This is a genomic window from Amycolatopsis xylanica, from assembly GCF_900107045.1.
Classification (GTDB): domain Bacteria; phylum Actinomycetota; class Actinomycetes; order Mycobacteriales; family Pseudonocardiaceae; genus Amycolatopsis; species Amycolatopsis xylanica.
Window position 1 is genome coordinate 859,357 of record NZ_FNON01000003.1, and the last position, 12,267, is coordinate 871,623.

General features: G+C 68.7%; 10 protein-coding genes. 4 read left to right on the top strand and 6 right to left on the bottom strand.

Annotation, left to right across the window (positions count from 1 at the left end):
* Positions 1-8: 8 nt before the first annotated feature.
* Positions 9-1,448, top strand: a complete 1,440-nt coding sequence (guaB1, locus tag BLV57_RS17670) for a GMP reductase (RefSeq protein ID WP_091289909.1) — start codon at positions 9-11, stop codon at positions 1,446-1,448.
* 51 nt (positions 1,449-1,499) lie between these two features.
* Here guaB1 and phoH2 read toward each other — a convergent pair whose 3' ends face one another.
* Entirely contained in the window at positions 1,500-2,789 is a 1,290-nt protein-coding gene (gene phoH2, locus BLV57_RS17675; protein ID WP_091289910.1) for an RNA 5'-3' helicase PhoH2, read from the bottom strand.
* A gap of 708 nt (positions 2,790-3,497) precedes the next feature.
* Here phoH2 and BLV57_RS17680 point away from each other — a divergent pair.
* Positions 3,498-3,755 carry a hypothetical protein gene (locus BLV57_RS17680; protein WP_091289912.1) on the top strand — a complete coding sequence of 86 codons (258 nt, stop codon included), beginning with the start codon at positions 3,498-3,500 and terminating at the stop codon, positions 3,753-3,755.
* 120 nt (positions 3,756-3,875) lie between these two features.
* Here BLV57_RS17680 and BLV57_RS17685 read toward each other — a convergent pair whose 3' ends face one another.
* A complete protein-coding gene (locus BLV57_RS17685) occupies positions 3,876-4,634 on the bottom strand; it encodes an isoprenyl transferase (RefSeq protein WP_091289913.1) in 759 nt (252 codons plus the stop codon).
* Between the two features lie 104 nt (positions 4,635-4,738).
* Here BLV57_RS17685 and trhA point away from each other — a divergent pair, with 104 nt between their 5' ends.
* Both trhA and BLV57_RS17695 read left to right on the top strand, forming a co-directional pair.
* Positions 4,739-5,410, top strand: a complete 672-nt coding sequence (gene trhA / locus BLV57_RS17690) for a PAQR family membrane homeostasis protein TrhA (protein WP_176968662.1) — start codon at positions 4,739-4,741, stop codon at positions 5,408-5,410.
* A 145-nt stretch (positions 5,411-5,555) separates the two neighbouring features.
* Positions 5,556-6,323: a potassium channel family protein gene (locus BLV57_RS17695; protein WP_091289915.1), complete on the top strand. Its 768-nt coding sequence runs from the start codon at positions 5,556-5,558 to the stop codon at positions 6,321-6,323.
* Here the strand turns inward: BLV57_RS17695 and BLV57_RS17700 are convergent.
* From BLV57_RS17700 to BLV57_RS17715, 4 genes are all read right to left on the bottom strand, one after another.
* On the bottom strand, positions 6,225-8,045 hold the full coding sequence (locus tag BLV57_RS17700; RefSeq protein ID WP_091289917.1) for an acyl-CoA dehydrogenase family protein: 1,821 nt from the start codon (positions 8,043-8,045) through the stop codon (positions 6,225-6,227). The genes BLV57_RS17695 and BLV57_RS17700 overlap by 99 nt on opposite strands.
* A gap of 63 nt (positions 8,046-8,108) precedes the next feature.
* The gene (locus tag BLV57_RS17705) at positions 8,109-9,500 is read right to left on the bottom strand and encodes a glycoside hydrolase family 28 protein (RefSeq protein ID WP_091290466.1); all 1,392 of its coding nucleotides are present in this window, start codon (positions 9,498-9,500) and stop codon (positions 8,109-8,111) included.
* A 96-nt stretch (positions 9,501-9,596) separates the two neighbouring features.
* A complete protein-coding gene (locus BLV57_RS17710) occupies positions 9,597-10,154 on the bottom strand; it encodes a hypothetical protein (RefSeq protein WP_091289918.1) in 558 nt (185 codons plus the stop codon).
* Between the two features lie 75 nt (positions 10,155-10,229).
* Positions 10,230-12,230, bottom strand: a complete 2,001-nt coding sequence (locus tag BLV57_RS17715) for a thioredoxin domain-containing protein (RefSeq protein WP_091289920.1) — start codon at positions 12,228-12,230, stop codon at positions 10,230-10,232.
* Positions 12,231-12,267 lie beyond the last annotated feature (37 nt).

Genomic DNA, 12,267 nt, shown 5'->3' on the forward strand with positions numbered 1-12,267 from the left:
GGTGACTCGTGCGCTTTCTTGATGGACATACCCCAGCTCACGACCTGACCTACGACGACGTGTTCCTGGTGCCGGGCCGCTCGGACGTGGAGTCCCGGTTCGACGTCGACCTGTCCACTGTGGACGGGACGGGCGCGACCATTCCCCTCGTGGTGGCCAACATGACCGCCGTCGCAGGCCGCCGGATGGCCGAGACGGTGGCCCGCCGCGGCGGCCTGGTCGTGCTGCCGCAGGACGTCGACCCGGCGGCCGTGCACGACATCGTCGCCTGGGTGAAGAGCCGCCACACCGTGTGGGACACCCCCGTCGTGCTGACCGGCGGTGACGCCGTCGCCGACGCGCTCAACCTGGTCAGCAAGCGGGCGCACGGCGCGGTCGTGGTCGTCGACGAAAACGGCAGGCCGGTCGGCATCGTCGACGAGAGCGCCTGCGCCGGTGTCGACCGCTTCGCGCGGCTAGCCGAGGTGGCCGAGCCCGCCGCCGTGACGCTCCCGCTGGACACCGCGCCGCGCGAGGTGTTCGAGCGGCTGCACGACCACGGCGCCAAGCTGGCGCTCGGCGTCGACGCCGACGGAAGGCTCGCCGGCGTCCTGACCAGCGTCGGCGCGCTGCGCGCGGAGATGTACACGCCCGCGGTCGACGCGGGCGGCAGGCTGCGCGTCGCCGCGGCCGTCGGCGTCAACGGCGATGTCGCCGCGAAGGCCGAGGCGGTGCTCGCGTCCGGCGTCGACGTGCTCGTGGTCGACACGGCGCACGGGCACCAGGAGAAGATGATCGCCGCGCTGAAGGCGGTCCGGTCGGTCTCGCCGAAGGTACCGGTGGTGGCGGGCAACGTCGTCACGGCCGAGGGCACGCGCGACCTGATCCACGCGGGCGCCGACGTGGTCAAGGTCGGTGTCGGGCCGGGCGCGATGTGCACCACGCGGATGATGACCGGCGTCGGGCGGCCGCAGTTCTCGGCCGTGGCCGAATGCGCCGCCGCCGCCCGCGAGCTGGGCAAGCACGTCTGGGCCGACGGCGGTGTGCGGCATCCGCGCGACGTCGCGCTGGCGCTGGCCGCGGGCGCGTCGGCCGCGATGGTGGGCTCATGGTTCGCCGGCACCCATGAATCGCCGGGCGACCTGCGCTACGACGAGCAGGGGCGGCCGTACAAGGAGTCGTTCGGGATGGCGTCGAAGCGGGCGGTCGGCGCGCGGACGCGGACCGACAACGTCTTCGACCGGGCGCGCAAGGCGCTGTTCGAGGAGGGCATCTCCGCGTCGCGGATGGCGCTCGACCCGCAGCGTCCCGGCGTCGAGGACCTGCTCGACTCGATCTGCGCCGGCGTGCGGTCGTCGTGCACCTACGCGGGCGCGCGCTCGCTCGAGGAGTTCCACTCGAAGGCCGTGCTGGGCGTGCAGAGCGCGGCGGGCTTCGCCGAAGGCCGCCCGCTGCCCGCGGGCTGGTGACATAAAGCGGGCTTTATCCCGAAACGGGATAAAGCCCGCTTTATCCCGTTTCTATGCGCCGTGGTCCTCCAGCATCTCGGTCACCAGCGCCGCGATGGGCGAGCGCTCGGAGCGGGTGAGGGTGACGTGCGCGAAGAGCGGGTGGCCCTTCAGCTTCTCGATGACCGCCGAGACGCCGTCATGCCTGCCGACCCGCAGGTTGTCGCGCTGGGCGACGTCGTGCGTCAAGACCACCCGCGACGCGGTGCCGAGTCGCGAGAGGACGGTCAGCAGGACGTTGCGCTCCAAGGACTGCGCCTCGTCCACGATGACGAACGTGTCGTGCAGCGAGCGGCCCCTGATGTGCGTGAGCGGCAGCACCTCGAGCATCCCGCGGTCGAAGACCTCGTCCAGCACGTCCTGGCTGACCAGCGCGCCGAGGGTGTCGAACACCGCCTGCGCCCACGGCGACATCTTCTCGCTCTCGGAGCCGGGAAGATAGCCGAGGTCCTGCCCGCCGACCGCGTAGACCGGCCGGAACACGACGACCTTGCGGTGCGCGCGCCGTTCCATGACCGATTCGAGGCCCGCGCACAGCGCCAGCGCCGACTTGCCGGTGCCCGCGCGCCCGCCGAGCGACACGATGCCGACGTCGGAGTCGAGCAGCAGGTCCAGCGCCACGCGCTGTTCCGCCGACCGGCCGTGCAGCCCGAACGCCTCCTTCTCACCGCGCACCAGCCGGATCCGCTTGTCGGCCGTGACCCGCCCCAGCGCGCTGGAGCTGCCCGCGAGCAGCCGCAGCCCGGTGTGACAGGGCATCTCGGCGACCTCGTCGAGCCCGAACTCGACCGGGTCGACCGAGCTGGTGTGGAACAGCGCGTCGAGCAGCGTCTGCGGCGCGTCGACATCGGCCATCCCGGTCCAGCCGGACGGCGTGACCTCCTGGGCGCGGTACTCGTCCGCGTCCAGGCCGACCGCGCCCGCCTTGACCCGCAGTGGGACGTCCTTGGTCACCAGGGTGACCCCGGGACGCTCCACGGCCAGGTTCAGCGCGCAGGCGAGGATGCGGTGGTCGTTCGAGTCAGTGCGGAAGCCGACCGGCAGCACCGACGGGTCGGTGTGGTTCAGCTCGACCTGGATGGTGCCGCCCTCCTCCCCGATCGGGAGCGGCGCGTCGAGCCTGCCGTACTGACGGCGCAGGTCGTCGAGCATGCGCAGGGCTTCACGGGCGAACCAGCCCAGTTCGGGGTGGTGGCGTTTCGCCTCCAGTTCACTGATCACGACGAGCGGAAGCACCACACAGTGCTCGGCGAATCGGGTCACTGCCCACGGGTCTGAAAGCAGTACCGACGTGTCGAGCACATAGGTGTGCGGCTGGGACTCGGATGAGGCTTTCTCAGTGCCAGAGGCACCGGTCGAAGAACGGCCAGAGGCCTTGCGGGGTAAACGCTGCGCAGTCACGACGGCATCTCCCTCGTGGGCGTGGGCACCACGCCCGCCACTCGCTGGGCCGGGCACTTCCCTGGCTGTCCGTTCTCCCTGACGGTTTGTCAGGTCGTACGGCCACGAGGGCCGGGTGCCGGCCCCCTCGCGCGCTTCATGAGTGGCTTCGCCACCCGATCTGCCACAGCCACGACCAGGGCCTCCCGCGAGGATCCGCATGGGACGCGAACCCTCACTGCGAAAGTTACCTGCGTTCCGGATTTCGTGCAGGCAGCCACACAGGTGATTCGCCGAACTGTCATCTCACTGTTGGTCGCGGGACATCAACCCGGGGTGGAAGTTACTCTGCGTGATGGACCACCCGTATCGGGAACACTCGTTCGAATGGATCATGGGACACTTGTGTAAACAATTGCGGTAAACAGGCGTTAGCACGCGACGATCATGACCGCATTCTTACGCGCCGAAAATGAACCCGAGCGAGTGAAGGACGCCATTCCAGCCTCACACAATGGTGTCATCGGAGCAGCATGACGGGGGAATCACTAGTAATTTTCGTGTTGCGGGACACACCACCGGACCTCCGGTGCCCCGGACCCCGATTCTCAATCTAGGAGTGTGTGCATAGTGAAGAAGGTTGCTGGCATCGTTGCCGCTACTGCAATTGGCCTGTCGGTGTTCGGCGGGACGGCGCTGGCCGCTCCGGCCGGCGAGCCCGCCGCCGCGACCCACAGCGACGACTGGCCGTCGTTCGGCGACGCCGCCTCCTGGTTCATGGATGGCGGTGGCGCGCTGGGCTACGGCGCGGCCGCCGTGGTCGCGGGTGCCTACACCGGCATCGCCACCACCCCGGCGCTGATCCTCCACTCGCTGAGCAAGCACTGAGCGCTTAGCTGAAAGCAGGGCCCTGGGCACCAGCCCGGGGCCCTGCTTTTTGGTTTCCTTCACGTTGATCGATAACAGCGTTACCGGAAACCGTTTCGCGATTAGCGGCGCCGCGCCGAATCAGTTGCCGAACCGGCGGTGTCGCCAAGCGTAATCACGCATCGCACGCAAGAAGTCGACACGGCGGAATGCGGGCCAGTAGGCCTCCGTGAACCAGAATTCGGAGTGCGCCGACTGCCAGAGCAGGAATCCGGAAAGCCGCTGCTCCCCCGAGGTCCTGATGATGAGGTCCGGGTCCGGCTGACCCGAGGTGTAGAGATGCTCCGAGATGTGGTCGACGTCCAGTATCTTCGCGAGCTCCCTGATCGACGTGCCCTCGTCGGCATGCTGGAGCAGCAGCTTCTTGACCGCGTCGGCGATCTCCTGCCGCCCGCCGTACCCGACGGCGACGTTGACCTCCATGCCCTTGCGGCCCTCGGTCTGCTCCGCCGCGGTGATCAGCCGCTTCGCGATGTCGTCCGGCAGCAGGTCGAGCGCCCCGACGATCCGCAGCTGCCAGGGGTTTTCCGGCTTGGCCAGCTCCTCTGTGACGTCGGCGATGATCTGCAGCAGCGGCCCGACCTCTTCGGCGGGGCGGTTGAGGTTGTCGGTGGACAGCAGCCACATGGTGACCACCTCTACCTCGGCCTCGTTGCACCAGAGCAAGAAGTCGGAGATCTTCTGCGCGCCGGCCCGATGCCCGTCCGCGACATCGGTGAAGCCTGCTTCCCGCGCCCATCTGCGGTTGCCGTCGAGCATGATGGCGATATGCCGGGGATGCCTGCCGGCGGCCTGCTGGATCAGCCGCCGCCCGTAGGCGCTGTAGACGATGCTGGACATGAAGGACCGGAGACTCACGCCAGAGGAGCCTACGCAAGTTAGTCCGTCGAGTGTGACTCGCCACGAGTACTGCCATTGAACCTACGGTCCCGTAACCTGGTCGGGTGACCTCAGTGACAGAGACCGATCCCGTAGTAGACACGCGTCCGCGCCTGCGCGGACACCTCCACTTCTGGTCGTTCTTCATCTCCGTCGCCGGTGCCGCCACGCTGATCTCGCTGGCCGCGTCCACTGTGTCCGCGCGAGCGGCGCTGGCCACCTCGATCTACGGCCTGACGGTGCTCGGCCTCTTCGGCGTGAGCGCGCTGTACCACCGTCGCATTTGGAGCCCCCGGGCGTACAAGTGGATGAAGCGCGCCGACCACTCGATGATCTTCCTCTTCATCGCGGGCACGTACACGCCGTTCGGCCTGCTGGCCATGTCACAACCGGCTGGCTACATCGTCCTCGCGGTCGTCTGGGGCGGCGCCATCGCCGGCGTCGCGCTGAAGATGCTCTGGCCGCACGCGCCGCGCTGGCTCGGCGTCCCGATCTACATCGCGCTCGGCTGGGTCGCGGTCTTCGTGCTGCCGGAATTGGCCGAGCATGCCGGGATCGCCGCTTTGGTCCTGCTCTGCGTGGGCGGGCTGTTCTACACGGTCGGCGCGATCTTCTACGCCTCGCGCTGGCCGAACCACTGGCCGGACACCTTCGGGTACCACGAGTACTTCCACGCCTGCACGGTGCTGGCGGCGACCTCCCACTACATCGCCATCTGGCTGGCCATGTACTCCTAGCCCGCGCTCGGGGGTCGTGAGTGTTGCGGCCGGTTCTAACCGGCCAAATCACTCACGACCCCTTTTTCATGCCGCCACTGTCCACCTCGGACGTAACGGATGCGTGCCTGCTCGCGTTTTCACACCAACGAGGAGGAGTGGGCCGATGTGGGAAAAGCGCATGGAGTGGCCACTCAACCTCGCCGCGCTACTTTTCCTCGTCGCCTACGCCTGGCCGATCCTCGACCCCACGCTGAGCGACACCGCGCGGCTCTGGTTCGAGATCATCACCTGGGGCTCGTGGGCGCTCTTCGCCTTCGACTACGTCGTCCGTCTCTCCCTCGCCGACGACAAGCGGACGTTCCTCAAGACCCACATCCTCGACCTGCTGATCATCGTGCTCCCGCTCATCCGCCAGCTCCGGCTGCTGCGCCTGGTCGCGGTGCTCAGCATCCTCAACCGCAGCGCCGCGCTCTCGCTGCGGGGCCGGGTCGTCGTCTACACCGTCGGGTCGACCGCGATGATCGTGTTCTGTGCGGCGCTGGCCGTGCTCGAAGCCGAGCGCGCCGCGGAGAGCCCGACGATCAAGGACTTCCCCGACGCCGTGTGGTGGGCGATCACCACGGTGACCACCGTCGGCTACGGGGACCGCTATCCGGTCACACACACCGGGCGGATCGTCGCGGTCGGGCTGATGATGGCCGGGATCGCGTTGCTGGGTGTAGTGACCGCGACGCTGGCGTCGTGGCTGATCCGCCGGGTCGCGGAGGCCGAGGAGACCGCGCAGGCGGTCACCCGTGAGCACCTCGACGAGCTGGGCAGGCAGATCGCGGAGCTACGCGAGCTCATCGAGCATGGGCGCGGCCAGGAACTGCTCGGGAACGGCGAAGGCGTCCACCAGCCGCCTGGCGTCCGGGCGGAGTTCCGCGCATAGCTTGTTGACGGCCGCGGTCACCGCCTTCGAGCCGGACGGTGTCAGGCGGCCATGTTCCATGAACCAGGCTCGATCGGCCTCGATGCTTGACAAGGCGTAGAGATCGCACACCTTGGACAGCAACGGGTCGTCGGCGCGCGCCGCGAAAGACTCCAGCACCAGGCGCTCGACGTGGGCGCGGCCCGCGCGCAGGACGTGGTCCTGCGCCGCGTTGAACGTGTCGAACGGGGCTTCACCCGCTTTCCGCAGGCGGCGGGCGAGGCTGTCGATGACGTGCTCCTCCCGCTCTTCGAACATCTTGCGCTGCCAGTCACAGTCGAGGAGCGCGTCGGCGTCGGCACCCCGGAGCATCGGGGCCTTCTCCCTGACCGAGTCGACGAACTGCTCGACGACGAACCGCGCGACCGCGACCGGGCTCAGCTCCTCGAAATACTCCTTGTAGCTGGTCAGCAGGCCTTTCGCGACCAACTGCAGCAGCACCGTGTTGTCGCCCTCGAAGGTCGTGAACACGTCCGTGTCCGCCTTCAGGTCGGCCAGCAGGTTCTCCGCGAGGTAGCCCGCGCCGCCGCACGCCTCGCGCGCGGTCTGGATCGTCGACGTCGCGTGCCACGTCGCCACCGCCTTGAGACCGGCGGCGCGTGCTTCCAGCTCACGCTGCTCTTCCTCGGGCGCGTCGGAGCCGAGGTCGTTCAGCTTGCCGACGAGATCCTCTTGCGCGAAGTGCAGCCCGTACGACTTCGCCAGTGCGGGCAGCAGTTTCCGTTGGTGCGCAAGGTAATCCAGCAGGACGACCTCGTCGCCGCCCGGCTTGAAGAACTGGCGGCGGCCCTCCGCGTAGCGCACGGCGAGGGTCAGCGCCCGTTCCGTCGCGGCCCCGGCACTCCCCGCGACGCTCACCCTGCCGCGGATCAGCGTGCCGAGCATGGTGAAGAACCGCCGGTTGTCGCTCTCGATCGGGCTCGAATACGTGCCGTCCCCGGCGACGTCGCCGAACCGGTTCAGCAGCGCTTCCCTCGGCACGCGGACGTGGTCGAACGACAGCCGTCCGTTGTCGACGCCGTTCAGTCCCGCCTTGCGCCCGCAGTCCTCGATCGTCACGCCGGGCACCCGGATCGGCACCACGAACGCGTGCACGCCACGGGATTCCCCGCCCGTGATCAGCTGTGCGAACACCACGGCCATTTCGCCGTCGCGCGCCGCGTTGCCGATGTACTCCTTTTTGGCGGACGCGTCCGGGGTGTTGATGACGAACGAGCCATCCTCGTAGGTCGCCGTCGTCCGCAGATGCTGGACGTCGGAGCCGTGCCCGTGCTCGGTCATGGCGAAGCAGCCCAGCAGGTCGAGGCTCATGATCTGGCGCAGGTACCGCTCGTGGTGCCGCGCGGTGCCCAGCAGCTGCACGGCGCCGCCGAACAGTCCCCATTGGACACCGGCCTTGACCATCAGCGACAGGTCACCGAACCCGAGCATCCCGAACGCGGTCACCGCGCCGCCGACGTCCGCCTTGCCGCCGTACTGGGCGTCGAAGCCCAGCGCGGGCAGGTCCGTCTTCGCCAGCGACTGAAGCTGCTCGAGCACCTGGGCGCGGTGCGCCTCGATCCCGAGGTCACCGGGGGCACGCACATCCGCGAAGTCGGCGACGTGCGCTCGCGCGGCCTGGCGGATCTCGGCCCAGCGGCCATCGAGGACGGTCGTCAGCGGATCGGTCTGGGGTTCGGACACGGCGCCTCCAAGGTCGTGCGGCAGAGTTACCCTGCCGCACGACCGGGAAAACCGCAGTGTGACCTAGATCGGCTTTCCGTTGATGGTCACGTTCGTGAACTTCAGGTTGTCGATGTACTTCAACGTGTTCGTCGTGTTCGAGACACCGGTGAACTTGCAGTTCGTCGCGGTGAACCCGTGCACGTGCGAGTTGGACAGGCCGCTGACGTTGAACGCCATCTGCCCGCACTTCGTCGCCGACGAGTTGGTGATCGTGAACGGCCCGAACGACGGGATGTGGTTACCCGTCTGGCTGTTGTAGGTCGGCAGTACGTACGCGATCGAGCGAGCGAAGGTCCCGGAAATGCTGTCCAGGTTGATGTTCTCCGAGAAACCGCCACGCTTCGTGTTCGACTTCACGTACAGCGCGAACTTCGTTTCACCCTTCACGGTGAGCTTGTACGCGTAGACGTTGCGGATGCCGCCCGTCTGCTCGCTGCCGCAGGTGATCGCGCCCCAGTTGCCGTTCATGACGCAGTTCGCGACCACCAGGTTCTGGCACGGCACGTTGACCCGGCGGCCGTCGTCGTCACGGCCCGACTTGATCGCGATGTTGTCGTCGTGCGCGCCCAGGTTCGAGTTCACGATGACCACGTGGTCGCACGACTCGGGGTCGCACGCGTCGGTGTTGGAGTGCGCGGTGCTCGCGTCGGTGGTGACGCCGTCGACCGTGACGTTCTTGCACAGCGTCGGGTGCAGCTGCCAGAACATCGAGTTCTTGATCGTGATGCCCTGGATCAGCACGGTCTCGCACGAGTACGGCTCGACGAACGCCGAGCGCATGGTGTGGCCGGAGCCGGGCACGATCCGCTTCTCCGGCGGGGTTCCCTTGGCCACCAAGGATTCCAGGTACGCGCGGTCGGTGCCCTTGTTCCACGAGGAGGTGCTGTTGGCGTCGAGCGTGCCGGTGCCGGTGAGCGCGATGTTCTTCTCTTTGAACGCGTAGATCATCGGCGAGCGGTTCATGCATTCGATGCCCTCGTACCGGGTCAGCACGGTCGGGAACTTCGACGAGTCGCCGCTGAACTTCAGCACCGAACCGGTTTCCAGGTGCAAGTCGACATTGCTCTTGATGTACACCGCGCCGGTGAGGAAGGTGCCCTTCGGCACGATCACGTGCCCGCCGCCCGCGGCGTTGCAGGCGTCGATCGCCTTCTTGATCGCGGCCGTGTTGTCGGTGCTGCCGTCGCCCTTCGCGCCGTACGCGGTGATGTCGAACTTCGCGTCGGGGAAGGTGGGAAGCGTGGTCTCCGCGACGATCTGGTTCGCCGCGGGCCAAGGCAGGTCGGGGACGTTGACGGTGTACTGGGCGGGTGCCGCCGCGGCCGAGCGGGCCAGCAGCGGGGCGGCGGCCGCCGCGCCCGCCACCGCGAGCCCGCCCTTGATCAGCTGCCGACGGGTGATCCTGCCGTCCATGAACGCCTTCTTTCGCATGCGAAGAAACGTGTTGTCATGACGGCGGAGTCACTACCGAAAGCACTGTATGCGGTGAGCCGACCGGTGGTCCATACCTCAGCCGAGGTCCGGTCCCTTCGCGCGCAGGTCGTCGACCTTTGACATGGCTTCCCGCAGCTCACCGAGCCAGCTGTCGGCGTGCTGGCCCACGAGCCGGACGGCCCACGCGAGCGCCTCGGACCGCGAGCGCGCGACGCCCGAGTCGACGAGCGTGTCCAGCACCAGGCGCTCCGGCTGCCGCAACCGGGTCATCACGGGCGCCGAAAGCGTCGTGAACAGCTCGGTCGTGCCGCCGATCTTGGCGCCCCAGGCGACCTTGCGCTGGTAGCGGTGCTCGGCCTGCCTGGCGATCTCGATGCGCGCGTCGCGGGTCTCCTCGCGGAACCGGCTGATCCGGCCCGACTCGGCGGCCGCACGCGCGGCGTCGTCCTCGTACTCGTCCGTCAGCGCGGGCAGCTCGCCGACGACGACGATCTCCTCGCGGTCGACCGTGACCTGGGCGGCGCCGGTGAACCAGCCGTCGGGCAGGCGCCCGCCGAACCAGCCCGCCGCGTCGTCCGCCGAGGGCACCTCACCCTGCTGCCAGCCGCCTCGGCCTTTCCAACCTCGTCCCATGGGGTCCTCCTGTAGCGATTACATGATTACATCGCTACTCACGCTACGCCGGAATCACCCGTTCAGGGGGTGCGTTCACCGTCGGCGGACAGCCTCGGCCAGCTCCTCGACGCTGGTGACCGGGCGGTCGCAGACGTACCCGCGGCAAACGTATGCAGCTGCGGCTCCGTCGATGAGAGGGCGGTCGTGCAGCAACGGGACACAGCCCGGTTCACCGCCCAGGACGATGCCGCCGCCATGGATGCCGCGGGCGGCCGTGGTGACCAGCGCCTCGCGCTCGGGACCGACGACGGCGACCTGGACGGGCCCGGACTGCATGGCCTCGGCGACGGTCAGCCAGTGGCCCGCGAACCTCGGCACCTTCGCCGCCAGCTCGCCGACGCGGCTCAACGCCTGCTCAGCGGCTTCGCGGTACCGTGCCGCATGCTCCGGGCCGGTCAGCGCCGAGGCCGTCAGCAGCGCCTCGGCCAGCGCCGACGCGCCGGCCGGGCTGGCGTTGTCCGTCGGGTCGGCAGGCCGCTGGACCAGCGCCTCGGCGTCGTCGGCGGTGTCGTGGAACGCACCCGGCTCGCCTTCGACGGCGAACCTGGCGAGCGCGACGTCGAGCAGCTTCGTCGCCTGGGTCAGCCAGCGCGGCTCGGCCGTCGCCTGGTGCAGCGAGAGGAAGCCCTGCGCGACGCAGGCGTAGTCCTCGAGCACGCCCTGCGCGTCGCCGACGACGCCATCGCGCGAGCTGCGGCGCAGGCGGCCGTCGACGAGGTGCACGCCGACCAGCAGCTCGGCGGCCCGGTATGCGGCGCCGATCCAATGCTCGTTCTCCAGCGCGACACCCGCCTCGGCCAGCGCGGTGATGGCGAGGCCGTTCCAGGAGGCGATGACCTTGCTGTCCTTACCCGGCTGCGGGCGGCCCGCGCGCACGGCGAGCAGGGTGGACCGGACCCGCTCGAAGCGCTCGTCGTCATCGGGGTCGCTGAGCAGGCGCAACGTGGACGCGCCCTCCTCGAAGGTCCCCTCCGCGGTGACGCCGAACAGCTCGGCCGCCCAGGCGCCGTCCTCGTCGCCGAGGTGTTCCCGCAGCTGAGCGGGGGTCCACACGTAGGTGAGGCCTTCGACGCCGTCCGTGTCGGCGTCCAGCGACGCCGCGAAGCCGCCCTCAGGGGTCACGAGGTCGCCGAGCAGGAAGGCGCCGGTGCCCTTGGCGACGCGCAGCGCATTCGTGTCGCCGGTCCGGCGTGCGAGGTGGGCGTAAAGCCTGAGCAGCAAAGCGTTGTCGTACAACATCTTCTCGAAGTGCGGCACGACCCAGCCCGCGTCGACCGAGTACCGGGCGAACCCGCCGGCGAGCTGGTCGTAGATGCCGCCACGGGACATCGCGCTCGCGGAATCCTCCACAATGGACAGAGCGTCGACCGAGCCGGTGCGCTCGTAGTGCCTGAGCAGGAATTCGAGGACCATGGACGGCGGGAACTTCGGCGCGCCGCCGAAGCCGCCGTGCACCTGGTCGACGTCCGCCGCCAGTTTCTCCGCCGCCGCCTTCAGGGTTTCGGCGTCCACAGTGGACGCGGGCAGCGGGCCGGTCCGCTCGGCGAGGTGCGCGATGATCTGCCCGGCGCCCTCGCGCAGCTCATCGGGGCGGTCCTTCCAGGCTTCGGCGACCGCGACCAGCAGCTGCGAGAACGACGGCATGCCCTGGCGCGGCGACGGCGGGTAGTAGGTGCCGCAGTGGAACGGTTTCCCGTCCGGGGTGAGGAAACAGGTCATCGGCCAGCCGCCCTGGCCGGTCATCGCCTGGGTCGCCGCCATGTACACGGCGTCGATGTCGGGGCGCTCCTCGCGGTCGACCTTGATGTTGACGAAGTTCGCGTTCATCAGTGCGGCCGTGCCCTCGTCCTCGAACGACTCGTGCGCCATCACGTGGCACCAGTGGCAGGCCGCGTAGCCGACCGAGAGCAGGATCGGCACGTCGCGCCGCTCGGCCTCCGCGAGTGCTTCGGGACCCCACTGCCACCAGTCGACCGGGTTGTCGACGTGCTGCAGGAGGTAGGGGCTCGTGGCGCTCGCGAGGCGGTTCGGCATGGGCCCAGGGTCCCACGGATCGCGTCGCCCAAAACTG

Excerpts from the sequence above, each read along its gene's own strand:
- BLV57_RS17685 (WP_091289913.1), bottom strand. The coding sequence starts at position 4,634 with ATGTCCAGCATCGTCTACAGCGCCTACGGGCGGCGGCTGATCCAGCAG.
- BLV57_RS17695 (WP_091289915.1), top strand. The coding sequence starts at position 5,556 with ATGTGGGAAAAGCGCATGGAGTGGCCACTCAACCTCGCCGCGCTACTT.
- BLV57_RS17705 (WP_091290466.1), bottom strand. The coding sequence starts at position 9,500 with ATGGACGGCAGGATCACCCGTCGGCAGCTGATCAAGGGCGGGCTCGCG.
- BLV57_RS17710 (WP_091289918.1), bottom strand. The coding sequence starts at position 10,154 with ATGGGACGAGGTTGGAAAGGCCGAGGCGGCTGGCAGCAGGGTGAGGTG.
- BLV57_RS17715 (WP_091289920.1), bottom strand. The coding sequence starts at position 12,230 with ATGCCGAACCGCCTCGCGAGCGCCACGAGCCCCTACCTCCTGCAGCAC.